This is a genomic window from Nocardia cyriacigeorgica GUH-2 (assembly GCF_000284035.1).
Taxonomy (GTDB): Bacteria; Actinomycetota; Actinomycetes; order Mycobacteriales; family Mycobacteriaceae; genus Nocardia; species Nocardia cyriacigeorgica_B.
This window is the reverse complement of sequence record NC_016887.1, coordinates 6,012,864-6,036,007: the sequence shown is the minus strand read 5'-3', so window position 1 is coordinate 6,036,007 and position 23,144 is coordinate 6,012,864. Positions and strand designations below refer to the sequence as shown.

The 23,144-nt window shown below is 68.1% G+C and carries 23 protein-coding genes; 12 read left to right on the top strand and 11 right to left on the bottom strand.

Translation table 11 applies throughout. From position 1 onward, the window contains the following. Nucleotides 1–28 precede the first annotated feature (28 nt). Entirely contained in the window at nucleotides 29–340 is a 312-nt protein-coding gene (locus NOCYR_RS27115) for a hypothetical protein (RefSeq protein ID WP_148280780.1), read from the top strand. A 28-nt stretch (nucleotides 341–368) separates the two neighbouring features. Here the strand turns inward: NOCYR_RS27115 and NOCYR_RS27110 are convergent, their stop codons facing one another. After that, nucleotides 369–1,481 (bottom strand): ABC transporter ATP-binding protein, encoded by a 1,113-nt coding sequence (locus tag NOCYR_RS27110; RefSeq protein ID WP_014353616.1) that lies wholly within the window; start codon nucleotides 1,479–1,481, stop codon nucleotides 369–371. Between the two features lie 90 nt (nucleotides 1,482–1,571). Further along, entirely contained in the window at nucleotides 1,572–2,315 is a 744-nt protein-coding gene (locus tag NOCYR_RS27105; RefSeq protein ID WP_014353615.1) for an oxygenase MpaB family protein, read from the bottom strand. A gap of 218 nt (nucleotides 2,316–2,533) precedes the next feature. Between NOCYR_RS27105 and NOCYR_RS27100 the strand changes: the two genes are divergently transcribed. The 3 genes from NOCYR_RS27100 to NOCYR_RS27090 all read left to right on the top strand — a co-directional run bounded on the left by NOCYR_RS27100 (nucleotide 2,534) and on the right by NOCYR_RS27090 (nucleotide 6,205). Beyond that, nucleotides 2,534–3,328, top strand: coding sequence for an LLM class F420-dependent oxidoreductase (locus NOCYR_RS27100; RefSeq protein ID WP_048833782.1), 795 nt, complete (start codon nucleotides 2,534–2,536; stop codon nucleotides 3,326–3,328). A gap of 360 nt (nucleotides 3,329–3,688) precedes the next feature. After that, entirely contained in the window at nucleotides 3,689–5,479 is a 1,791-nt protein-coding gene (locus NOCYR_RS27095; protein WP_014353613.1) for an ABC transporter substrate-binding protein/permease, read from the top strand. Next, complete coding sequence (locus NOCYR_RS27090) at nucleotides 5,480–6,205, top strand: amino acid ABC transporter ATP-binding protein (RefSeq protein WP_014353612.1); 726 nt, start codon at nucleotides 5,480–5,482, stop codon at nucleotides 6,203–6,205. It abuts the gene before it with no gap. Nucleotides 6,206–6,209: 4 nt separating this feature from the next. On the opposite strand, the gene NOCYR_RS27085 is transcribed toward NOCYR_RS27090, so the two are convergent. Next, complete coding sequence (locus NOCYR_RS27085) at nucleotides 6,210–6,428, bottom strand: hypothetical protein (protein ID WP_014353611.1); 219 nt, start codon at nucleotides 6,426–6,428, stop codon at nucleotides 6,210–6,212. Between the two features lie 187 nt (nucleotides 6,429–6,615). Between NOCYR_RS27085 and NOCYR_RS28740 the strand changes: the two genes are divergently transcribed. Then, complete coding sequence (locus NOCYR_RS28740; RefSeq protein ID WP_014353610.1) at nucleotides 6,616–6,912, top strand: hypothetical protein; 297 nt, start codon at nucleotides 6,616–6,618, stop codon at nucleotides 6,910–6,912. Between the two features lie 183 nt (nucleotides 6,913–7,095). Next, on the top strand, nucleotides 7,096–7,506 hold the full coding sequence (locus tag NOCYR_RS27075) for a nitroreductase family deazaflavin-dependent oxidoreductase (RefSeq protein WP_014353609.1): 411 nt from the start codon (nucleotides 7,096–7,098) through the stop codon (nucleotides 7,504–7,506). 73 nt (nucleotides 7,507–7,579) lie between these two features. Here NOCYR_RS27075 and NOCYR_RS27070 read toward each other — a convergent pair whose 3' ends face one another. The 4 genes from NOCYR_RS27070 to NOCYR_RS27055 form a co-directional block, all read right to left on the bottom strand. Beyond that, entirely contained in the window at nucleotides 7,580–8,026 is a 447-nt protein-coding gene (locus tag NOCYR_RS27070) for an SgcJ/EcaC family oxidoreductase (RefSeq protein ID WP_048833780.1), read from the bottom strand. A 53-nt stretch (nucleotides 8,027–8,079) separates the two neighbouring features. After that, nucleotides 8,080–8,550, bottom strand: coding sequence for a DUF4760 domain-containing protein (locus NOCYR_RS27065; protein ID WP_048833779.1), 471 nt, complete (start codon nucleotides 8,548–8,550; stop codon nucleotides 8,080–8,082). A gap of 264 nt (nucleotides 8,551–8,814) precedes the next feature. After that, nucleotides 8,815–10,038: an MFS transporter gene (locus NOCYR_RS27060; protein WP_014353606.1), complete on the bottom strand. Its 1,224-nt coding sequence runs from the start codon at nucleotides 10,036–10,038 to the stop codon at nucleotides 8,815–8,817. Between the two features lie 328 nt (nucleotides 10,039–10,366). Continuing rightward, nucleotides 10,367–11,599, bottom strand: a complete 1,233-nt coding sequence (locus NOCYR_RS27055) for a helix-turn-helix domain-containing protein (protein ID WP_014353605.1) — start codon at nucleotides 11,597–11,599, stop codon at nucleotides 10,367–10,369. Nucleotides 11,600–11,784: 185 nt separating this feature from the next. Between NOCYR_RS27055 and NOCYR_RS27050 the strand changes: the two genes are divergently transcribed. The 3 genes from NOCYR_RS27050 (at nucleotide 11,785) to NOCYR_RS27045 (ending at nucleotide 14,377) form a co-directional block, all read left to right on the top strand. Beyond that, nucleotides 11,785–12,057 carry a hypothetical protein gene (locus tag NOCYR_RS27050; RefSeq protein ID WP_014353604.1) on the top strand — a complete coding sequence of 91 codons (273 nt, stop codon included), beginning with the start codon at nucleotides 11,785–11,787 and terminating at the stop codon, nucleotides 12,055–12,057. Then, entirely contained in the window at nucleotides 12,054–12,191 is a 138-nt protein-coding gene (locus NOCYR_RS29865) for a hypothetical protein (protein ID WP_158430224.1), read from the top strand. Before NOCYR_RS27050 ends, NOCYR_RS29865 begins: the two co-directional genes overlap by 4 nt. 140 nt (nucleotides 12,192–12,331) lie before the next feature. Next, on the top strand, nucleotides 12,332–14,377 hold the full coding sequence (locus tag NOCYR_RS27045) for a PhoX family protein (protein ID WP_014353603.1): 2,046 nt from the start codon (nucleotides 12,332–12,334) through the stop codon (nucleotides 14,375–14,377). A gap of 7 nt (nucleotides 14,378–14,384) precedes the next feature. Here the strand turns inward: NOCYR_RS27045 and NOCYR_RS27040 are convergent, their stop codons facing one another. Then, a complete protein-coding gene (locus tag NOCYR_RS27040; RefSeq protein WP_048833778.1) occupies nucleotides 14,385–15,128 on the bottom strand; it encodes a glycoside hydrolase family 25 protein in 744 nt (247 codons plus the stop codon). Between the two features lie 286 nt (nucleotides 15,129–15,414). Continuing rightward, nucleotides 15,415–15,822, bottom strand: coding sequence for an SdpI family protein (locus NOCYR_RS27035; protein WP_048833777.1), 408 nt, complete (start codon nucleotides 15,820–15,822; stop codon nucleotides 15,415–15,417). A gap of 214 nt (nucleotides 15,823–16,036) precedes the next feature. Here NOCYR_RS27035 and leuS point away from each other — a divergent pair, with 214 nt between their 5' ends. Continuing rightward, on the top strand, nucleotides 16,037–18,910 hold the full coding sequence (gene leuS, locus NOCYR_RS27030) for a leucine--tRNA ligase (protein WP_014353601.1): 2,874 nt from the start codon (nucleotides 16,037–16,039) through the stop codon (nucleotides 18,908–18,910). A 27-nt stretch (nucleotides 18,911–18,937) separates the two neighbouring features. Here the strand turns inward: leuS and NOCYR_RS27025 are convergent, their stop codons facing one another. Next, nucleotides 18,938–19,729, bottom strand: coding sequence for a polysaccharide deacetylase family protein (locus NOCYR_RS27025; RefSeq protein WP_231856000.1), 792 nt, complete (start codon nucleotides 19,727–19,729; stop codon nucleotides 18,938–18,940). A gap of 378 nt (nucleotides 19,730–20,107) precedes the next feature. After that, nucleotides 20,108–20,812: an SDR family oxidoreductase gene (locus NOCYR_RS27020; protein WP_014353599.1), complete on the bottom strand. Its 705-nt coding sequence runs from the start codon at nucleotides 20,810–20,812 to the stop codon at nucleotides 20,108–20,110. A 244-nt stretch (nucleotides 20,813–21,056) separates the two neighbouring features. Between NOCYR_RS27020 and NOCYR_RS27015 the strand changes: the two genes are divergently transcribed. Beyond that, entirely contained in the window at nucleotides 21,057–21,620 is a 564-nt protein-coding gene (locus NOCYR_RS27015) for a DUF6069 family protein (protein WP_014353598.1), read from the top strand. A 159-nt stretch (nucleotides 21,621–21,779) separates the two neighbouring features. Next, a complete protein-coding gene (gene ggh, locus NOCYR_RS27010; RefSeq protein ID WP_014353597.1) occupies nucleotides 21,780–23,117 on the top strand; it encodes a glucosylglycerate hydrolase in 1,338 nt (445 codons plus the stop codon). Nucleotides 23,118–23,144 lie beyond the last annotated feature (27 nt).

The window sequence follows — 23,144 nt, the reverse complement described above, 5'->3', positions numbered from 1 at the left end:
GTTGCCGCTGTGCCCGCACACTCGAACTGTGCGAATGCTGGATCTCGCGCGCGCGATCCCCGCGACCCTGATCACGGCCGGAACCGGCTGGGTGACAGTCCAATTGCTGGACTGGTACGAACTCACCGGCCGCGAGTCCGCGCGCCCGCACGACCTGACCGCCGCCTACGCGATCGCCGCAGCCGGCATCGTGCTGACGATCGGCGCGGTCGCGGTGATGATCATCGACGCTGTCCGCAGCCGCCGCCCGATCGGCTGGGCGCCGTTGATCGGCGCCCCGCTGTTCATCGGGACCTGGGTCTGCGGGTTCCTCGTTGCGATATTCACCGCACCGAGTTGACGTGGCCCCGTGGGTGCGGGGCACACCCTCAGTTCAGCCGGCGCCCGTCCTCGGCGGCGAAGAAGTACGTGTGCTCCGGGTCGGCGGTGAGCAGCACCCGCTCACCCTTGGCCGGTGGGTTGCGCCAATCCGCCCGCGCCACAATCGTTTCCCCGGCGCCATTGCTGCCCGCGCCCTCGGCGACGGTGCGACCGTAGATGTAGGCGTCGGAGCCGAGTTCCTCGACCACGTCGACCTCCATCTCGATCCCGGCGCCGCCCTTGCTCAGCCCGGACGCCGCGCCGCCGATCTCCAGATGCTCCGGCCGCACGCCGACGGTCACCGAGCCATTGCTCGCATCGGCCACCGAACGCGGCAGCGCCAGCTCATGGCCGCCCAGCGAGACGCTGCCGCCGGCGACGGGCAGGGTGAACAGATTCATCGCGGGCGAGCCCATGAACCCGGCGACGAACACGTTGGCCGGATCGCGGTAGAGGTCGCGCGGTGAGGCGCACTGCTGCAACAGTCCGTCGCGCAGCACCGCCACCCGATCGCCCATGGTCATGGCCTCGACCTGGTCGTGGGTGACATACACCGTGGTGGTGCCCAGCCTGCGCTGCAATTGCGCGATCTGGGTGCGGGTCTGCACGCGCAGCTTGGCGTCGAGGTTCGACAGCGGCTCGTCCATCAGGAACACCTGCGGCTGCCGCACGATGGCCCGCCCCATCGCCACCCGCTGCCGCTGACCACCCGAGAGGGCCTTGGGCTTGCGATCCAGGTAGGGCTCCAGATCCAGCAGTTTCGCCGCTTCCAGCACCCGTTGCTTGGCCTCGGCCTTGTTCACCTTGGCGAGCTTGAGCGCGAAGCCCATGTTCTCCGCGACGGTCATATGCGGGTAGAGCGCGTAGTTCTGGAACACCATGGCGATATCGCGTTCCTTCGGCTCGGCGTGCGTCACGTCCTTGTCGCCGATCAGGATGCGTCCGCCGTTGACCTCCTCCAACCCGGCCAGCATCCGCAGCGAGGTGGATTTCCCGCACCCCGACGGCCCGACCAGGACCAGGAATTCCCCATCGGCGATCTCCAGATTCAACTGGTCGACAGCCGGTTTACCAGCGCCCGGATACAACCGGGTGGCCTGGTCGAAGGTCACCGTAGCCACGGCAGATCACTTCCCTTCACCGGCAGGAACGTGCCGGACGATCCGAGTAGAGGGTTCCGGCGGATCTTACGTGCGGCGCGCCGGGCCCGCTCAGCGGGCGCTGGGTAGGTACCGGAGCGCACGGGGAGCCAGCTGGGCACCGGAGCGAACGGTGGTCGCGTAGGTGCGCAGCGCCGCTCGGTCGCGGGCGCTCACGGTGACCTCCAGCAGGTCGGCGGCGCGTTCGTGGAGCAGTCCGCGGATCGCGTAGCTCGGAGTCAGGCGCGGAACCCAGGCATCCGGGCGCAGCGCCTGCGGGGCCAGCTGTGCGCTGTAGGGCGTGGGCCGGAGCATGGTCGCGCAGGCGTCGGCGAAGTACCGCTGGAATCCGGCCCAGCTGCCGGGCAGGTGCCGATCCGAGACGCCGTAAAGCCGGTACCAGTCGCAACATTCGGCGTACAGCTGCTCGTGCTCGGCGTCGGTGAGCGGGCCGTGGAAGGTGTTCACCGACGTGATCAACGTGTCGACGTAGGTCGCGTGCTGGAAATGAAAGAGTTCGGGATGCAGTGCGTGATAGCGCCGTCCCAGGTTGTCGCGCCCCTTCACGTGCTCGTGCCCGTACCGGATGATCGGGCGCCCATCGCGCTCGTCGTAGGCCAGCCGGATCATCTGCAGCACCGTGCGCCGCTTGTGCAACCACAGCCGATACGGCACGTGCTCGACGAACGCCGCGGCGATCGCCGGATGCAGGATCTGCAAGGTCACCGCGCGCGGCAACGTCAACAGGAACCGCCGGTCACCCAGATGACGCCGAAGCAGCGAGCCGGATTCGCGGTCACGCGGGTGACCTGCCATGTGCACCACCACTTCCGCGTAACCGCTGAGACTATGAGAAGGTTTTCACTTCAGTCTAGCAACACTGCCGCGCAGCAATATCGAAGTCGAACGCGCCGACACCCCGCCCCGCCGTGGTCGGCGGCGGCGCGACCGAGGGGCCGTGTTCGCCGAGCCGTCAACCCCGCGCGACGGTAGCCTCGGTCGGGCAGGCAGCCGAGGGACGAGGAGTCAGCGCGATGAGTCGACCGGTTCGTGTGGGAATGCAGTTGCAGCCGCAGCACGCCTCGGAGTACGGGCTGATCCGGGACGCGGTGCGGCGGGCCGAGGACGCCGGGGTGGACATCGTCTTCAACTGGGACCACTTCTATCCCCTCACCGGCGACCCCGACGGCGCGCATTTCGAATGCTGGACCATGCTCGGCGCGTTCGCCGAGCAGACCGAGCGGGTCGAGATCGGCGCACTGGTCACCGGCGGCGGGTACCGGAATCCGGATCTGCTCGCCGATATGGCGCGCACCGTCGACCACATCAGTGGCGGCCGGTTGATCCTGGGGATCGGCGGCGGCTGGTTCGAACGCGATTACTCCGAATACGGCTACGAGTTCGGCACCCCGGGCACGCGCCTGGACAAGCTGAAGGATTCGCTCGCCCGCATCGACGCGCGGATGAAGAAGCTCAATCCCCAGCCGGTCCGCGATATCCCGATGCTCATCGGCGGCGGTGGCGAACGCAAGACCCTGCGCCTGGTGGCCGAGTACGCCGACATCTGGCACAGCTTCGGCGATATCGAGGTGTTCACCCGCAAGAGCGGCATCCTCGGCGAGCATTGCGCCGCCGCGGGCACCGACCCGGCGCGCATCGAACGTTCGGTGAGCTGGCCGGGTGCGAGCCGGGCGCCGGAGTTCCTGGCGGCGGGGGCGACGCTGTTCACCGTCGGCGTCAGCGGGCCGGACTACGACCTGAGCCGCGTGATCGAGGCGATCAACTGGCGCGACGAAGTCAACCCGGAGCCGGTCAGCGGGATCGCTTGATCTCTGCCCGAGGTGGGCGGGGTCCGTAGGTCGGGTGATCGGCGGCGGGCTCCGTAGGTGGGGTGACCGGCGGGCGGGCTCAGTAGGTCAGGTGGCCCGCGGGCGGCGGCGTGAGCGGTGTCCGTCGAGAGTGCTGGGAACGGCGGGGCACCGAGTCGGGCGAGTTCGGTGCGAGCCGGAGATCACGGCCTGCGGCGTCGCCGGTTAGCAGCGCGTTGACCAGCCCTCCCGGAGGCGATTTCTCGCACGGTGGTCGAATCGTCCGCAGCACACCGTCCCAGTGGTCACCGACCACGCGCCGACCGGACGCGAACCGGTAGCCGCCGGTTAGCCTGAGCTGGACGGCTAGGGTGTTCTCCCATGGCTGGTCTGCTCGCTGTGCGGTCTCGTGCGTTGATCGCCGTGATACTGCTCGCCGTCGTCGGCTTGGCGACGGCCTGCGGTTCCGGTGACGACTCCTCGGCCCGCGACCTGTGCGCCCCACCCGGGGTCGAGGCGGCCTCGGCCGCGCCGACGAATCTGGCCTCGCCCAGCCAGGCGGGCGTTGACCGCTACACCACGCCGACGACGGTGCCGCTGGAGTCGATCGACATCACCAAGCTCGGGCTGATCACGCCCGGCAAGCTGAGCGTCGGCACCTTGTCGGACGCGCCGCCGAGCATCTGCGTGAACTCCGCCGGCGCGTTCACCGGTTTCGACAATGAACTGCTGCGCGCGGTCGCCGCGAAACTGGGTTTGCAGGTGGAGTTCTCCGGCACCGAATTCGCTGGCCTGCTCGCGCAGGTGGCGGGTGGGCGTTTCGACGTGGGTTCGTCGAATATCACCACCACCGATGAGCGCAGGCGGATGGTGGACTTCACCAACGGCTACGACTTCGGCTATTTCTCCCTGGTCGTCAGCAACAACAGCCCGATCCAGAGTTTCGCCGATCTCGGCCCGAACAGCCGGGTCGCGGTGGTGCAGGGCACGGTGCAGGACGAATACGTCGTCAACACTTTGCATTTGGATCCGGTGAAGTTCCCGGATTACAACACCGCCTATTCCAATCTGAAGTCCGGTCAGGTCGATGCCTGGGTGGCGCCGTCGGCGCAGGCCGAGGGCGCGATCTCACCCGGTGACGGCACCGAGATCGCCGAAAACGCCTTCAGTCTGGACAATTTCGCGGCCTGGGCGGTCGGCAAGAACAAGCAGCCGCTGGTCGACGCGCTCAATAGCGGCCTGGATGCCGTGATCGCCGACGGCACCTACGCCGAGCTCTACAGCAAATGGGTGCCGCGTGAACTCCCGCCGGGCTGGAAGCCGGGCTCCAAATCCGCCCCCGTCCCGGAGCTTCCGGATTTCGCCGCTATCGCCGCCGAACGCGCGCCGGCCGAACAGATTCAGACCGAACCGAAATCCACGCTGGAACAATTGCGTGACACCTTCTTCGATTGGTCGCTGTACCGGCAGGCTTTCCCGGACCTGTTCAAGACCGGCCTGCCGAATACCTTGATCCTCGCGGTGGTGTCGGGTGTGCTCGGCACCGCGATCGGCATGCTGCTGGCAGTGGCGGGTATTTCGCGCAGTCGCTGGTTGCGCTGGCCGGCCCGCGTCTACACCGACATCTTCCGTGGTCTGCCCGCCGTGGTGATCATCCTGCTGATCGGTCTCGGTGTCGGCCCGGTGGTGCGCGACCTCACCGGCAACAACCCGTACTGGCTGGGTGCGGTGGCGCTGGCGCTGCTGGCCTCGGCTTATATCGGTGAGATCTTCCGCTCCGGTATCCAATCCGTGGAGCCCGGCCAGCTGGAGGCAGCGCGCGCCATCGGCTTCGGTTATCGGCAGGCGATGACGCTGGTGGTGATCCCGCAGGGCGTGCGCCGGGTGCTGCCTGCGCTGATGAATCAGTTCATCGCGCTGATCAAGGATTCGTCGCTGATCTATTTCCTCGGCCTGCTCGCCGCCCAGCGTGAGCTGTTCGCCGTCGGCCGCGATCTCAACGCCCAGACCGGCAATCTGTCTCCGCTGGTCGCGGCCGGTCTGGTGTATCTGCTGCTGACGATCCCGCTCACCCATCTGGTGAACTACATCGACCGCCGGATGCGCACCGGCCGCCCCGACCAACCCATCGACCCGGCCGATCAGGCCGCGATCACGGAAGGGCGTGGGTAGATGAGCGCCTCCCTCACCGGCACCGGGCTGAAGCTGCGGCTCGGCAACAACGACATCCTGCGCGGCGTGGACATCCACGTCGACGCCGGCAAGACCACCACCGTCATCGGGCCGTCCGGTTCGGGTAAATCCACCCTGCTGCGGGTGCTCAACCGCCTGCACGAACCCGACGCCGGCGACATCCTGCTCGACGGAAAATCGGTGCTCACCGAGGACCCGGACAAACTGCGCCAGCGCATCGGCATGGTGTTCCAGCACTTCAATCTGTTCCCGCACAAGACCGTCGCCGAGAACGTGGCGCTCGGCCCCCGCAAGCTGCGCGGACTGTCCAAGGAGCAGGCGCGGGCGCTGGCCCTCGAGCAGCTGGAGATCGTCGGGCTGGCCGGCAAGGCCGATTCCCGCCCGGCCAACCTGTCCGGCGGTCAGCAGCAGCGGGTCGCCATCGCCCGGGCGCTGGCCATGAAGCCGGACATCATGTTCTTCGACGAAGCCACCTCCGCCCTCGACCCGGAACTGGTCAAGGGCGTGCTCGCGCTGATGTCGGACCTCGCCGCCGGCGGTATGTCGATGATCGTGGTGACCCACGAAATGGGCTTCGCCCGCAGCGTCTCCGACAGCGTGGTGTTCATGGACGCCGGCCAGGTGGTGGAGACGGGTAGCCCGGATGCCCTGTTCGACAATGCCGAGACCCCGCGTCTGCGGCGATTCCTGGACCAGGTGCTGTAGCGGATCACGCGCCGCCGTGCGCCGGCTCGATCCCGAGGGAGAGCTCGAGTTGGCGCACCCACCACCGCACATGCATGGCCGAATCATTCGCCTCGGCCGCTGTCATGCCCGCACTGCGCCGGAATTTGCGGCCGTAGAGCACTTCGGTCGCGATCGCCTGATGAAGGGCCGCAACCGCGTGGCGCGTGTCGGCGTGCCCTCGGCCGGGCACCTCGTCGCGCAAGACGCTCCGGACGAGCTCGCGCGCGTAATATCGGCACACGCCGCCGCCTGGTTGGGCGCCGACGACGCTCTACGCAGCACGTTCGGCTGAATATTCGGCGCTCGCCGACCTTCACTATTCATGCGCACTTGGTAATGTGTGAAGTGCTCTTCGGTTCCACCTGACCCCTGCGGGAAGAAGGATTCTGATGACGACAGCACACGCTCAGCACACCGAACACGAGCACAAGCACGGCCCCACCTGTGGCCACGTTGCCGTGCCGCACGGCGATCACGTCGACTACGTCCACGACGGTCACCTGCACCGCGAACACGAGGGCCATTACGACGAATGTGAGCCCAGCGGCCACACCGAATGCAGCCCGCACGACCACGTCCACGGCGAAGGCTGCGGTCACGTCGCGGTCCCGCACGGCGACCACGTCGACTACATCCACGACGGCCACCGGCACGCCCGCCACGACGGCCACTACGACGAGCACTGAAAACGTCCCCATCCGCGCCACCACCGGCCGGCGCCGAGAAACTCGTCGGACGTATCGACTGGCGGATACGAATCGGCCAGTACCGGACCGTCTACGAGGTAGATGACGCCGAGTCGATGATTCGTATATTTGTGGTACCCAAACGTTCTGACGTCTATCGCTGAACAGGATGCGGGAGGTGCGGTGGATCTGGCGCGGATCAATCAAGAGACGATCGCGAAGTTCCGGGCAGGTGAAGATCCCGACGGGATGCATCGGGATCGTCTGCTCCTGCTGACCACCACCGGTCGCCGCAGCGGGCGCCCGCACACCGCGCCGATGATGTTCCACCGCGACGGCGACCGGCTGCTGGTGATCGCATCCAGCATGGGCGCACCCCGTCATCCGGACTGGTACTCGAACCTGGTCCGGCATCCGAAGGTCGTCGTCGAGGTGGGCGAGGAAACCTACGACGCGTGCGCGACGCCGTTGGAAGGTGAGGAGCGCGAGCAGGTCTGGGCGATGCTCAAGCAGACCTACCCGTGGTTCGCCGACCACGAGAAGAAGACCCGGCGGCTCATCCCGGTGGTCGCGCTCACCCGGGCCGAGCCGTAGGTCGGTCCGGCAGTCTGCACCGAGGTCCCGCCGCAGCCAGTACGGCCCGGCCATAACGCTGCCCGCTGGGCTCTCACCCCTGCGGCACCAGCGTGTTCTGCCGAGCCGCGACCCACCATCGCCCGTCCTGTTTGACCAGCACGTACAGCGCGATCATCGCCGGGTCGACGTCGATGGGCGCACCCTCGGCGGTGACTGCCCGCGCCGCCTTGTGCGCGATCGCGACATCCGGGCGCAGGAACCCGATGTCGGTCACCTCGTATCGGACGTACTCGTCCTTCAGGAATCCGGCCAGCCCCGCCCGGCTCGCTTCCAGCACCGCCGCACGTCCGTGCTGCAACACCCCGACGGCGTTCCCGACCACCGCGTTCGCGGCCAGGTCCTGCACCATCAACTCGGCATCGTTGGTGTTGTAGGCCTGCTCGACTCTGGCGATGATCGCCTCGATCGCTGCCCGATCCGCTGCATGGTCGACGCTGTCGTCCGCGATCACCGGCACCTCGTTATCCCGAATACTCATGCACCCATCGTCGAATCTCAACCATGCTCGAGGTCAAGCGTGGGATCGCGGGGCTACGCCGATTGCCTGCGGCCGTGCAGTTCGGTGGCTCGCCCGGCCAGCCAGGCGAAGTCGTCCCACAGTTCCGGTGCGCCACGATCGGCGCGGTACTTCTCGACCAGCGGCCGCAGCACGCTCCAGCAGGTGCGCAGCGAATCGCCCCAGGAATCGGCGACGACGACGGTCGGGATGTATCCGTTGCGGCACATGATGGCCACGCAGTCGTAGCTGTGGCAGACGCGTTCGGCCCGCAGGATCTCCTCTTCGGTCCACGCGCCGAGTTCACGAAACCGCAGCTCCCGCATGACAAGCCGCCGATCCTGCCGAATGCGCTCGTCCTGGAGCATGTCGTACACGGCCTTGAAAGCACTGGCGTTGGTGGTTTTCCGCATCTCGGTCACCTGCCACACCACCAGCGAAGCCGCGACGAGGGCAATCAGCGCCGTTGCCACACCTGCCGCTGCCGCGATCGCCGATGAGTCCATCCACTACCTCGCATCCCCCAACAGAGTTTCCGTCGGCAGCGTATCCGAGATTGCCGGTTCGCTCGCGCCCGTGGCCGCGCCTCTCCCGTCGAAACCAGGGCGACGCCGGGGAATTCGAGACAACATTCCCCCTGCGATGCGGCGGCCGCCCCGTCGGGCCGACGCCGATGATGCACCAGGAACAGCGGCGGTTTGGCAGCTGCCGCCCCCGCCGGGGCCGACGGGCTTCATCTTCATGCCGTTCCGGATGCACTGGTAGACGCCTCAGAAGATCAGCGCTCGCGCCCCGGACTTCACCGGGCCGCGACCGTTGATCACGGCGATCACGGCGGCGAGTCCGATGGCCCCGGCCGCTGCCAGCGCGGTAGCCGACCAGCCGAACCGCTCGACGGACGCTGCGCCGCAAGCGGTCCCGAGGCTGCCGCCGACGAAGTACACCAGCATGTACGCGCTGTTGAATCGGGCGGGAGCGTGGGGGTCGATGGCCAGCACCGTGCTCTGATTCGCCACTTGCGCGGCGAAGAGTCCGGCATCGAACAACGCGAGGCAGATCAGCACGGCGACGGCATTCGCGAGGGTCAGGCCGGCGACGATGACAGCGGCACCGGCCAGTGCGAGACCGAGCAGGATGACGCGTGCGGCACCCACCCGATCGGTCCAGCGGCCCGCCACCTGCGTGGCCGGGATACCTGCCAGACCCGCCAGCGCGAACAGGCCGATCTGCTCGGCGGAGTAGGAGAACGGCGGCGCCGAGAGCGCGACCGCGAGCCCGGCCCACACCGCGCAGAACGCGAAGAACCACAGCGCGCCGCATACCGCGGCAATCCGCAGCGTGACGTGCCGGACGAACAAGCCCGGCAGCGAGCGCAGCGTCGCAAGATAGCGAAGCTCGGCCGTACCCGCGGTACCCGGCAGCAGCACCGCGCACAGCCCGGCGGCGCACAGGCAGGCAGCGGCGAAGACCAAAAGCATTCCGCGCCAACCAATCGCGTCGGCCAACCACCCACCCGCGATCCGGCCCGCGAGGATCCCGGCGGATATGCCCGCGGTGACGATGCCGAGGATCGTGGCTCGCCTGCGCGCCGGAGCCAGCCGCCCGGCCAGCGAACTGAGGCTCGCGCCCACCGCAGAACACGCACCGACGACGCCGATAAGAAGCCCAACCTGCCACGCCCGATCCGCGACGGCACTCACCGCCAACGCGACCCCCAACGCCCCGAACTGTATCGCGAGCGTCCGCCCGGGCGGGAACCGGTCGACCAGCGGAACCAGCAGCACCAGCCCCACCAGATACCCGATCGGCCCGCCCGCCAGCGCGAACCCGACCACCGCGATCGACGCGTGCAACGACCCGGCCACCTCCGCGATCGCCGGTTGCAGCGGATAGATGGTCGACGTCCCGAGCGCGGCCGCAAGCGACATGAACAACACAACCGACCCGCGCAGCCGCAGCTCGTCACGGGTGTCGTCGACGAAATGAGTAGTCACATCGACCGACGGTAGGAAGAGCGGAGACCAATAGCTGGCGGGAACCAGACACCACCGTAACCACGCAGACCCAGGCCCTCAGCCCCCCCAATCCCGCTGCGACCGAGCACCCCTCGCGAGAGCTACATGGCTGAGGTGCCTTCTCGACGTTTGCCTCAGCCATGTGACTCTCGGCGATGTGCGCTAGGCGGTGACGCCGAGCCGCGTCGCAAGCGAGCGGGCGTCGCGCGCGATGATCTTGCCGCCGTGCGTGACCAGCTCCGCCGCGAGGTTGCGCGACATCGGGTGGCAGCTCATCCGAGATGGCGGTCGCCGTGCGGAGGGCCGCCTACGCCGGCGCGAGACCGATCTCGCGGCACAGCGCATGAACGTCGTCCCGCATACCCGAGGGCGGCTTCCGCAGGAGGGTGTGCAGGATGTCGCGAGCGTGGCCGTTGTACTTGACGGTCTCCGGTGCGGTGCGCACCGCCTTGTCCAGCAGCGCCAGCGCCGCCACCGGCTCGTCACGCTGGTCGTGCGCGCGGGCGACCTCGATGAAGTGGCGGCTGCGGCGGGGGATCGACGCGATCTGATCGGCGTCGAAGCCGCGGGCCGCGCGCAGGGCTTCGCCGGAGCGGCGCAGCTCCACTCCGAGTGTCGTGGCATGTGCCGCCAGCACCGGAATCGAGAACGACGTCTGGATATGGCGATAGTCCGGCCCCAGCGCCCGCGCGGTTGCCTCGGCCTTCTCCCAGTAGGACCAGGCATCGCCGTGCCGGCCACGACGGGCGTGGACGTAGGCGACCTCGGCATGCAGTGCGCCGGCGATGCCGCGCCAGTCGTCGGGCGTCGTGTCCCGGTCGAGGTAGGGCACCAGCCCGTCGACCGCCGTGCGTGCCAGCGCGATGGCCTCCTCCCATCGGCCCGAGTCACGCAGCGCCTGCGTCATCGCCCATGCCCCGCAGGCGATCACGTAGGGGTCGTCGGCATCGTAGCCCTCGGCGAGCGCGCGGTCCGCCACCAGCCACACCAGTTCGGGCGCGGGCTGATAGGCGACGTAGAAGTCGGCCAGCTGATACACCCCAGCCAGCACTCGCCGCGCCTCGCGACGCTGGTCACTCCCGGCGCGCACGGCGCCCTGAGCATCCTTGATCAGCGCGGGAAGCAAGTTTCCCAGTTGGGTCCGATGGTCCGGGCTTGCGTGCCGGATAGCCCAGGCTTGGCGGAGCCGTTGGGCCAGGTGGCCGACGTTCGCCGGCTTCGAGGCCGGGGCCAGCCGATAGTCGGTGAGCGCGGCCTGCACCGCGGTGAGGGCCGCGTGACGTTCCCCCGCGAACATCGCCACCGGCACCGCGACACCGTTCCCGGTCAGCTCGGCGAGGTCGGTGAGCTCGAGCGCGTGCGCGATACGCAGCAGCATCGGCAGACGTGGTGGCTGGAGACGGCCGTTCTCAACGGCTTTCAGCCATTCGGTGGACCGGCCCACCAGCCCGGCGAGCACCGTCCGCGACATGCCCACCCGCTCCCGCAGGCGTTTGATGCGCAGTCCGATCGGAGCGTCTTCGACAGGGTTGATCCCCACGGCATCCCTTCCGCTGCTGAACCCTTTTTCCCAGCGTAGCCCCGGGTACCCGCGGTCGAGGTACGAAACGTACCCGTCACGAACCTGCGGCATTCCTACTGTTCCCCCACCGCGCGGCGCCGGGTGCGTGCCCCACATTCCCCGGCGCCGGGCGGGCCCAAAACCCGACAACCGCAGGGGGTCCCATGTCTGACTACATCGCCGCGTTCGCTGTGTCGAGCACGGTTGCCGTCTTATTGCTCGCCCTGATCTATGTCCTGCCCTACACATTCGGGGAGGACGAACCTCCTATTACCGCGCGGGCGCCCCGCATGTCCCCGCGGATGGCGCACAGCACCATGCAATCGCACCGGAAATGCAGCATCGACAGCTGCCCGCACAAGCGGGATGCGTACAGAACTCTGGTGGCGGTGGGGGCGATCGTTCCGGATCAGCGGGCCGAGCGGTTCATGCGGTGAACGACCCGGAGCCGCGGGCGTGGGTGCAGTGGGATGACGGCACGTGGTCGACGGTGGACGAATTCGGCATGCCGAGTGAACGCCGCACGCTCGAGGAAATTCTCCAGGCGTGGGAACGGGGCGAACCAGTGTGACCGGCGTTGGTCGGTGGCGATTTGTCCTGTTCAGGGCGATAACTGAGGGCTGCCTAATTCGATGGACGTTCATCTTGCCGTAGTCTTCGACTCGCCCTGGTGGTTTAGCGTGCGCCCGTCAGCTTGATCCAGGAGGCACCGTGAGCTTCACCCCACTCGCCCTATTCGTGCAGCACGACGGCAAGTCGTCGCGCTCCGCGGTCACCTGCGCCTACAAGTGCGGTAACGCGTGCTTCCACGAGGTGCCCAACAAGTCCGCGGGCGAATACTTCGGCGACATCGTCTCCGCCATGTCGCGGCGTGGCGTGCTCAAGGGTGGCGCGGCCGCGGTGCTGGCGGTGGGCGCGGGCAGTTTGCTCGCGGCTTGCGGTGACGACGGCGCGGAGGCGGCCTCGAACACCGACGCCGGCTCGGGCACCGGGTTCACGCCGGTGGCGCCCAATACCGAGGACGCCGTCGTCGTCCCCGACGGCTACGCGCAGGGCGTGGTGATCCGCTGGGGCGATCCGATCTTCCCCGACGCCCCGCAATTCGACTTCGACAACCAGACCGCCGCCGCGCAGGCCAAACAATTCGGCTACAACAACGATTTCGCCGCCCTGCTGCCTATCGAAGGCCAGGCCAATCGTTACCTGCTGGTGGTCAATCACGAATACACCACCGAACCGTTCATGTTCAAAGGCTTCAACGGCGACACCATGACGCCCGAACAGTTCGGCATCACCATTGCCGCGCACGGGCTTTCGGTGGTCGAGGTGGCCGGTGAAGCCGGCACCGGCAAACTCACCCCGGCGTTCGGCAAGTACAACCGTCGCATCACCGCCGACACCGAATTCCTGCTCACCGGCCCGGCCGCCGGCAGCGATTTCGTGAAGACCTCCGCCGACCCCACCGGCACCAAGGTCGCGGGCACCTTCGCCAACTGTGCCGGTGGCGTAACGCCTTGGGGCACGGTGCTTTCCGGTGAAGAGAACTTCAACGGATATTTTGTCGGCAAGCCCGCCGATCCCGTGGCCGCCGAGCGGGCCGAACGCTACGGTGTCGGCGAAGTCGATTCCCCGCATTTCTGGGAGAAGTTCGACAAGCGTTTCGATGTGGCGCAGGAACCCAACGAATCCAACCGATTCGGCTACGTCGTCGAGATCGACCCGTGGGATCCCGCGTCCACCCCGGTCAAGCATTCCGCCCTTGGCCGCAATAAGCACGAGTCGGCCAATATCCACGTCACCGAGGACGGCACCGTGGTCGCCTACAGCGGCGACGACGAGCGGTTCGAGTACATGTACAAGTTCGTCTCGTCCCGCAAGATCCAGCCGGGCACCGGCGCGGCCAGCCGCCGCCACAATATGACCATCCTCGACGCGGGCACCCTCTACGTCGCCAAGCTCACCGGCGATCACCCCGACCGCATCGACGGCTCCGGCAATGTGCCCTCCGATCAGGGCTTCACCGGCAAGGGGCAGTGGATCCCGATCCTGGAGACCGCGGAAGACGGCAGCGCGAAATCGCTGGTCGAGGGCATGAGCGCGCAGGAAGTCGCGGTGTTCACCCGGCTGGCCGGCGACAAGGTGGGCGCCACCAAGATGGACCGCCCGGAGGATTTCGAGGCCAACCCGAAGACCGGCAAGGTCTACGTCGCGCTCACCAACAACAGCAAGCGCGGCGAGGACGGCAAGGCAGGCGTCGACGAGGCGAACCCGCGGATCAAGAACAAGAACGGCCAGATCCTCGAGATCGCCGACGACCACAAGGGCACCGACTTCACCTGGTCGCTGCTGCTGGTCTGCGGTGACCCGGCCGCCGCCGACACCTACTACGGCGGGTTCGACAAGACCAAGGTCAGCCCGATCTCCTGCCCGGACAACGTGGCCTTCGATCCGTACGGCAACCTGTGGATCTCCACCGACGGCAACGCGCTGAAGTCCAACGACGGCCTGTTCGCGGTGACCCTCGAGGGTGAGCGGCGCGGTGAGACCAAGCAGTTCCTCACCGTCCCCGCCGGCGGCGAGACCTGCGGACCGGTCATCACCGAGCAGCGGGTGCTGGTGTGCGTGCAGCATCCGGGTGAAGAGGACGGTGCCTCGGCCGACGCGCCGGTCTCGCACTGGCCCGACGGTGGCGACACCCAGCCGCGCCCGTCGGTGGTCGCGGTGTGGAAGGCCGACGGCGGCCGCATCGGGATGTAGTCCGGGCTCAGCTGCTGCCGAACAGCCCGGCCATATTCGCGAACTGCGCGAAATTGCCCTGCGCCCCGCTGTAGACGTTCACATCGGTGCCACCGGCGATCCCGGGCACGGACCCGCTGTCGGTGGTCTGCCAGAACGTCCACGCGGGCCAGTCGCCCGGAACCTCCGGCTGTGGATTGCCGCGATAGTCGGCGATCCACAGCGGGTACCGGTGGAACTGATTGCTGTCGGCCATCGCCGTGCGCCAGAAGTTCGGATACGTGTAGATGATCGGCACCCGGCCGGTCAGCGCCTGCACGGTAGAGAGGTAGCGGTGGGTCCAGTCGATCAACGCGGCCGGCGCCAACCCGCCCGAATCCTCCAGGTCCAGCACCGGCGGCAGATCCAGCGGCCCGTTCTGCCCCAGCACCACCGCCGCGTACATTGCGGCCTGCGGTTCCGGCGGCAGGTGCGGCCGCGCGTAATGGTAGGTCCCCCGCGCCACCCCCGCCGCCCGCATCAACACACTGTCCGGCACGAAATACGGGTTGATGTAGCTGAGCCCCTCCGTCGCCTTCACCATCGCGAAGTCATGCCCCGCCCGCTTCACCGCGAACCAGTCGATCATCCGCCCATCGATGTGCTGCCACGACGACACGTCGGGCCCGGTTTGCTCGGCCTGCGCCGCAGGCATCGTCGAGGTGGCGATTCCGCCCGCGATGAAGGCGGACAACGCAAGCTTGCAGGTCGCTCTCCAGCGGGTACGTTCCATGCCGACTGACGATAGCCACTCGGTACGAGTGTGACCAGTGTTACATCTGATGCTTTTGCCGAATGTTCACTCGTGAGCGGTCACAGTGTTGTTCCCGGCGATGCTCACTCGGCCGCTTGGTGGACAGTCACCACGTTTGAACCACGGCTCGGAAACAACGCAGTCCTCGTCGTCCGGCGAGATCTTCCCCGGCTCACTTCCAGCCCCACTGCGATGGGGCGGCGTCGTCAGCATTGCCAGCAGACTCCGGACTCGCCCGGATGCCTGCCGATCCGGTGCGCCCCTCTCAGACCGCGGGCTGGCAGGTGTCGCGCAGCGAGCAGGCTCCGCAGGAATTGCCGCAACCACCGGTTTCGGCGGGTGGGGCGAGGGCGGCGGCGGCGCGGGCTCCGGCGGTGGCGCCTGCGCCGAGGGTGAACAGCGCGATGATCGCGACGCCGAGGGCGACCAGGACGACGGCGAAGCCACCGGCCGCGAGGGTCACCAGACCGCCGCAGAACAGCAGGGCGCCGGCGGCGAGGGAGGTGGGGGCGGCGACGCGGTTGGCGACGCGGAAGACCTCGTCGGTGCTGAGCGCCTCATCGGTGTGCACGCCGACGAATCGGTTGCGCGGCAGCTTGCCCACCAGTCCCAGCACGCCGATCGCCAGCGCTACCGCGGCCAGCAGGAACAGGATGATGGGGACGACAACCACCCCAGCAGGCTACCGCAGGGCCTCCCACCAGCGGTCGACCGCTCCCCGGAGCTGCGGCGATCGTGGCGGGCATCACGTGCGGGACCTCGGCGGAGCGCCACCCAGTCACCGCGGCCGCGGCGCAACAGCCCCTTTTTGGGGTTGTCAAGTCCCACGTCTTACCCTGTTCGACGACGATATTTCTCCCCGATCGGCGAGCAAAGAAGGCAGAACCGTGCAGGACACCCGCGCAACCGACCCTGCGGCCGGGCAGACCCCCGCGACCGATGACGCACCTGCGCACCGCTACACCGCCGAGCTCGCCGGACGCATCGAGCGCCGCTGGCAGCAGACCTGGGCCGAGCGCGGCACCTTCCACGCCCCGAACCCGGTAGGCCCGCTGGCCGGCCCCACTCCGCCGGACAAGCTGTTCGTCCAGGACATGTTCCCGTACCCGTCGGGTGCGGGCCTGCACGTCGGCCACCCGCTGGGCTACATCGCCACCGACGTGTTCGCCCGCTACCACCGCATGCACGGCCGCAATGTGCTGCACGCGCTGGGCTACGACGCCTTCGGCCTGCCCGCCGAGCAGTACGCGGTGCAGACCGGCGCGCATCCGCGCGACACCACCGAGTCCAATATCGCGACCATGCAGCGTCAGCTGGACCGGCTGGGACTGGGCCATGATCGCCGTCGCTCGTTCGCCACCACCGATCCCGAGTACTACAAGTGGACGCAGTGGATCTTCCTGCGCATCTACAACGCCTGGTACGACCAGGAATTGGATCGCGCCCGCCCGATCGCGGAGCTGGAGGAGCAGTTCGCCACCGGCGCGCGTCCGGTTCCGGGTGATAAGGATTGGGCGAGCCTGCTGGAGGCCGAGCGCCGCGCGCTGATCGACTCCTATCGCCTGGTGTACCAGACCGATTCGGTGGTCAACTGGTGTCCGGGTCTGGGCACGGTGCTGTCCAACGAGGAGGTCACCGCAGAGGGCCGCAGTGAGCGCGGCAACTTCCCGGTGTTCCGTAAGCGCCTGTGGCAGTGGATGATGCGGATCACCGCCTACGCCGACCGGCTGGTCGACGATCTGGACCGGCTGGACTGGCCGGAGAACGTCAAGGCCATGCAGCGCAACTGGATCGGGCGTTCGCGCGGTGCGCAGGTGCGGTTCGCGGCCGACGGGCACGAGCTGGAGGTCTTCACCACCCGCCCGGACACCCTGTTCGGCGCCACCTACGTGGTGCTGGCGCCCGAGCATGAGCTGGCCGATCAGCTGACCGCTGCGGCCTGGCCGGAGGGTGTGGACCCGCGCTGGACCAACGGCGGCGCCGCCACTCCCACCGACGCGCTGGCCGATTACCGCAAGGCGATCGCCGCGAAGTCGGATCTGGAGCGTCAGGAGAACAAGGACAAGACCGGCGTCTTCCTGGGCAGCTACGCCACCAACCCGGTCAACGGCGCGCAGGTGCCGATCTTCGTCGCCGACTACGTGCTGAGCGGGTACGGCACCGGCGCGATCATGGCTGTTCCCGGCCACGACCAGCGCGACTGGGAGTTCGCGACCGCCTTCGGCCTGCCGATCGTCGAGGTGATCTCCGGCGGCGACGTCACCGAGGCCGCCTACGCCGGCGACGGCACCCTGGTGAACTCCGACTACCTGGACGGGCTCAGCGTCGAGGAGGCCAAGGCCACCGTCATCGGCCGCTTGGAAGCCGACGGCCACGGCACCGGAACCGTGCAGTACAAGCTGCGCGACTGGCTCTTCGCCCGCCAGCGGTACTGGGGCGAGCCGTTCCCCATCGTCTACGACGAGGACGGCGCCCCGCACGCACTGCCGGAATCCATGCTGCCCGTGCAGCTTCCGGAGCTGGACGATTTCGCGCCGGTCACCTTCGACCCCGACGACGCCGATTCCGAGCCGTCGCCGCCGCTGGCCAAGGCCACCGACTGGGTGCACGTCGAACTGGATCTGGGCGACGGTCTCAAGAAGTACCGCCGCGACACCAACGTCATGCCGAACTGGGCCGGCAGCTCCTGGTACCAGCTGCGCTACGCCGACCCGACGAACTCGGAGACGTTCTGCGCCAAGGAGAACGAGCAGTATTGGCTGGGTCCGCGCGCCGAGGGCCACGGCCCCGACGATCCGGGCGGCGTCGACCTGTACGTCGGCGGTGTGGAGCATGCCGTGCTGCACCTGCTGTACGCGCGGTTCTGGCAGAAGGTGCTGTTCGATCTGGGTGACGTCTCCGGCTGCGAGCCGTACCGTCGCCTGTTCAACCAGGGCTACATCCAGGCCTACGCCTACACCGATTCCCGCGGCGCGTATGTGCCCGCGGCCGAGGTGGTCGAGCGCGACGGCAAGTTCTTCTGGACCGACGCCTCGGGCACCGAGGTCGAGGTGAACCAGGAGTACGGCAAGATCGGCAAGTCGCTGAAGAACGCCATCTCCCCGGACGAGATCTGCGATCAGTACGGCGCCGACACCTTCCGCTTCTACGAGATGTCGATGGGTCCGCTGGACACCTCGCGTCCGTGGGCGACCAAGGATGTCGTTGGCGCGCACCGCTTCTTGCAGCGCGTGTGGCGCCTGGTGGTGGACGAGGAGACCGGCGCGCTGCGCGTCACCGATGAGCAGCCCTCGGATGAGACGCTGCGGTTGCTGCACAAGACCATCGCCGGCGTCGACGAGGATCTGGCCGCACTGCGCGACAACACCGCCGGCGCCAAGCTGATCGAGCTGACCAACCATCTCACCAAGGCCTACCCGGATGGCGCTCCGCGTTCGGTGGTCGAGCCGCTGGTGCTGATGCTGGCCCCGCTGGCTCCGCACATCACCGAGGAACTGTGGGAGCGCCTCGGCCACACCACCGCGCTGGCTCACGGCCCGTTCCCGGTCGCCGATCCGGCGCTGCTGGTGGACGAGTCGGTGGAGTATCCGATTCAGGTGAAGGGCAAGGTGCGCAGCCGGATCCAGGTGCCCGCCGACGCCGATCAGGCCTCGATCGAGGCGGCGGCACTGGCCGATGAGAAGATCGCGGCACTGCTCGAGGGCAACGCGCCGCGCAAGATCATCGTGGTGCCGGGCCGAATGGTGAATATCGTTCCCTGAGTTGGGCGTACGGCCTGAGCCCGAGGTTCAGGCCTGCACCTGCAACACATCGTTCAGCGTGACCATCGACAGGTTGCGTTCCCGGATGATGTCGACGAGCTGCCCGTAGCAGCGGGTGACCGGCGGGAAGTTCGCGTGCCCGATGACGATGGTCTGCGGGTTGAAATACTTACGCGCGCATTCCATCAGGTACGCCTCGGTGATCAGCCCCGAGTCCGACAGCGAGCCGTACCACATCACCGGGACGGTGTAGCCGAGGTCGGCGGCGATGCGATCGACCGTCGCGTTGTGCCTGCCGAACGGCGGTCGATAATACGGCGTGCCGTCGACGCCGAAGTTGTTCCACAGGAACGTCTTACAACGCTCCAGCTGCGAAGCCGCCGCGCTCGCCGAGCTCGCGGTGAGGTCGGCGTGATCCCAGGTGTGATTGCCGAGCTGGATCTGCCCGGAATCGACCAGCGGCCGCAACTCGTCGCGATGCGCCGCCCAGGCTTCGTAATAAGCGGTGACGAAGAAGGTGAACCGGGCGCCGGTGTCCTTGGCGAATCGGATATAGGCGCCGACCACTTCCGGACTCGCGCCGTCGTCGACGGTGAGCGCCATACTGCTGCCGGGCCCGGGCAGCGCGGTGATGGTCTCGGCGGGAATCAGAGTCTTCGGCCCGCCCGGCGGTGGCGGCAACAGCGGCGGCGGCACCGGCGCGGGCACCGGAACCTCCGGCATCCCCGCCACCGCCGGCTCACCTTGCGCCGCACTGCACCCGGTCAACGCCATCGCAGTCCCCGCGGCCACCATCGACAACATCTGGCGTCTATCCATCACGCAACCCCGCTCGCCGGACGAACCGTGCTACCGGAAAACACTCACTGACGTGGCAATTCAGGGCGGACTCTACCGGTGGGCGGCGTTTGTCGGCGGGACCGCCACGCAGCACGCGATTCGCGGCCCACCGCCGATTACCGCGCCTACACGCGAAATACTGACCCGATGGGAGCGTTGAGTATCTGACACATCCTCGCCCTTCTCACGATCGTGGTGGGCGTCGTTGTCGCCATCGTGAAGGCCGCGAGTTCGGGCTCACGCAGCATCGGGCCGTACCCGCCCGCGCAGGCGCCGGGCTGGTACGCCGACCAGGCGAACCCGGGCGTGCTCCGCTGGTTAGACAGTGGAATGCGCGGACGCGCCCGCGCCAGTGCCTCACCGCGCGATCGGCCGCAGGATGATCTCCGTCGGATGGGCATCGCGCGGCGTCTCGATGGCATTGCGCACGGCCAGCGCGACCGTTTCGGCGGTGAGGAATTCGTCCGGGTTGTATTCGCGGCCCTCGCCGTCGACGATCTCGCGCTGCATATCGGTGTCGATGCGGCCGGGATGAATCGAGGTGACCCGCAGGTCGGGCTCCTCCAAACGCAGCGCGTCACCGAAGGCGCGTAACGCGAACTTGCTGGCGGCATACGAACCCCAGCCGGCGTTCGCCCGCAGTCCCGCCCCGGAGTTGATCAGCACCACATGCCCGTTCGCGGCGCGCAGCGCGGGCAGCAGCAGGCGGGTGAGTTCCGCGACCGCGATGACGTTGGCCTCCAGCGTCGCCCGCCACTGCTGAACGGACGATTCGGCGATCGTGCCGAGATCGGCGATGCCCGCGTTGTGCACGAGCACGTCGAGGCGTTCGATCGGCGCCACCGCCTCGGCCACGGCTGCGTAGTCGGTGAGTTCCACCGGCACGCCCGTCGCGCCCGGCAGTTCGGCGAGGATCGGTTCGAGCGATCGCTGCGTACGGGCGCCGAGCAGCAGGTCATGCGTCGGAGCGAGGGCGCGGGCGATCGCGGCCCCCAGACCCCGGGCAGCGCCGGTGATCAGGGCCGTCGGGCGGGCCGAGTCGGAAGCGGAGGCGGTGGTCATGAGGGCAACGCTAACCGGCGGTCCGGCCCCGGGTCAGCGGGCATCCTGGTCCTGCCCCGCGCCCGCCGGTGGACGTTCCTGGGCAGCGCGCCTCGAACGCCCTGCGCCGTGGCGGGATCGGTACGCGACGCCGCCTGGTCACGACAGCGGCCGTGGTCCCATGCCCGTACCGAACCACCGCGGCCGACAGGCCCGACGGCTCATTCGGATATGCATGCCGCGCTCGGCGAGGTAGTTTCGCCCTATGACGGATCCGTCGCGCAACTACGGGCGGGAAGACCCGCACCAGCAGCCGTATACCCAGCCGTACACGCAGAGCCAGTACAGCCAGTACTCGCAGCAGCAGCCACAGCAGTACGGGCAGGAGCCGCAGCGGCAGATGCCGCACATCAACCTGGGCAGATTGTGGGCCGGCGGCGTCGGCACGGCAGTGGTCGTCGCGCTGGTCATCGTCGTCGCGATCATGCTGGTTCGCGGCATCCTGAAGATCGCGGTGCTCTCGCCGGAGGGCGCGGGCGCCTACGGCACGGTCTCGACCACCTCCTACGCGCTGGCCGGCGCCGCCGCCGCTATCGCCGCCACCGGTCTGCTGAACCTGCTGTTGGCGTTCATGCCGAGCCCGATGCAGTTCTACTACTGGATCACCGGCCTGCTCACCGCCCTCGCAGTGCTGCTCCCGTTCACCCTGGTAGCCGACCTGGACGCGAAGATCGCCACCGCCGTGATCAATCTGATCGCCGGCCTGTGCATCATTACCCTGCTCGGCTCGATCGGCGCCAGCGCGATCCAGCGCGAGCAGCAGTACTGATCCAGCGCGTCGGCCCCCACGACTCGGGGCCGACGCCGCTGTCCGACTCCCGCTGTCCCCCAACGCCCATCGGTGACGAACCAGAAACATGCAGCTCACCGGCGTGTAACTACCCCGCCCGGGCGAGCGTTTCGGCCGGTCGACCCGCAGAATAGGGGGATGGTTCACCCCGGTTTCACCCCCACTCAGCTCTCCGCCCGCGCGGCCTATCTGCTGCGGGGTAACGACCTGGGCACGATGACGAGCGCCGCGCCTCGGCTGTATCCGCACATGTGGAGCTGGGATGCCGCCTTCGTCACGGTCGGGCTGGCGCCGTTGAGTGTGGAGCGCGCGGTGGTGGAGCTCGACACGCTGCTGTCGGCGCAGTGGAAGAACGGGATGATCCCGCACATCGTCTTCGCCAACGGCGTCGACGGCTATTTCCCCGGTCCGGCCAGGTGGGAGTGCCGCACCCTGGCCGCGCACGCACCCGACGGCCCGGACACCTCCGGCATCACCCAGCCGCCGGTGCACGCCATCGCGGTGCAGCGCATCCTCGACCATTCCCGCAGGCACGGCCGCAGCACCCGCGCGGTGGCCGAGGAGTTCCTGAACCGGCGCTGGCCCGATCTGGTGCGCTGGCACCGCTGGCTCGCCACCGCCCGCGATCCCAAGGAGAACGGCCGCATCACGCTGTACCACGGCTGGGAATCCGGGATGGACAATTCACCGCGCTGGGACCGCGCCTACTCGAACGTGGTGCCCGAGGATCTGCCCGCCTACCGCCGCGAGGACGTGCTGATCATCGACGACCCGACCCAGCGCCCCTCCGACCGCGAATACGACCGCTACCTGTGGCTGGTCGAGCAGATGCGCCGCGCCGGCTACGACGACTACCAGCTCACCTCGACAATGAGTTTCGCCGTCGAGGACGTGTTCGTCTCCGCCATCTTCGCCATGGCGTGCGAGGTGCTCGCCCAGATCGGCGAGGAGTACCACCAGCCGCATGCCGACGTGCGCGAGCTGTACGGCTGGGCGAAACGGTTCCGTGCGGGTGTGGTCGCCTCCGCCGACCCGCGCACCGGCGCGGCCCGCGATTTCGATGTGCGGTTGCAGCGCTGGATCACCACCGAAACGTTGTCGATGTTCGCGCCGTTGCTGTGCGGTGGGCTCGAACGCGACGCCGAACGCGCGTTGATCCGGGCGTTCGAGGGCCCGCGGTGGTGCGCGCACCCCGATCTGCGCTACGCGCTGCCGCCGTCGACGTCACCGGTGTCGAAGGACTTCCGCCCGCGTGAGTACTGGCGCGGCCCGGTCTGGCCCGTGATGACCTGGCTTTTCTCCTGGTCGTTCGCCCGCCGCGGCTGGGCCGAACGCTCCTACATGTTGCGTGCCGAGGGCCTGCGTCAGGCCAGCGACGGCAGTTTCGCCGAATACTACGAACCATTCACCGGCGAACCGCTCGGCAGCATGCAGCAGTCCTGGACGGCCGCGTCGGTACTCGACTGGCTGGGCTGAGAACTCACCGGTCACGCGGGTTTTACT

Coding starts and splice junctions, on each gene's coding strand:
- NOCYR_RS27105 (WP_014353615.1), bottom strand. CDS start 2,315: ATGGCAGGTCACCCGCGTGACCGCGAATCCGGCTCGCTGCTTCGGCGT.
- NOCYR_RS27100 (WP_048833782.1), top strand. CDS start 2,534: ATGAGTCGACCGGTTCGTGTGGGAATGCAGTTGCAGCCGCAGCACGCC.
- NOCYR_RS27095 (WP_014353613.1), top strand. CDS start 3,689: ATGGCTGGTCTGCTCGCTGTGCGGTCTCGTGCGTTGATCGCCGTGATA.
- NOCYR_RS27090 (WP_014353612.1), top strand. CDS start 5,480: ATGAGCGCCTCCCTCACCGGCACCGGGCTGAAGCTGCGGCTCGGCAAC.
- NOCYR_RS28740 (WP_014353610.1), top strand. CDS start 6,616: ATGACGACAGCACACGCTCAGCACACCGAACACGAGCACAAGCACGGC.
- NOCYR_RS27070 (WP_048833780.1), bottom strand. CDS start 8,026: ATGAGTATTCGGGATAACGAGGTGCCGGTGATCGCGGACGACAGCGTC.
- NOCYR_RS27065 (WP_048833779.1), bottom strand. CDS start 8,550: ATGGACTCATCGGCGATCGCGGCAGCGGCAGGTGTGGCAACGGCGCTG.
- NOCYR_RS27050 (WP_014353604.1), top strand. CDS start 11,785: ATGTCTGACTACATCGCCGCGTTCGCTGTGTCGAGCACGGTTGCCGTC.
- NOCYR_RS27040 (WP_048833778.1), bottom strand. CDS start 15,128: ATGGAACGTACCCGCTGGAGAGCGACCTGCAAGCTTGCGTTGTCCGCC.
- NOCYR_RS27025 (WP_231856000.1), bottom strand. CDS start 19,729: ATGGATAGACGCCAGATGTTGTCGATGGTGGCCGCGGGGACTGCGATG.
- NOCYR_RS27020 (WP_014353599.1), bottom strand. CDS start 20,812: ATGACCACCGCCTCCGCTTCCGACTCGGCCCGCCCGACGGCCCTGATC.
- NOCYR_RS27015 (WP_014353598.1), top strand. CDS start 21,057: ATGACGGATCCGTCGCGCAACTACGGGCGGGAAGACCCGCACCAGCAG.
- ggh (WP_014353597.1), top strand. CDS start 21,780: ATGGTTCACCCCGGTTTCACCCCCACTCAGCTCTCCGCCCGCGCGGCC.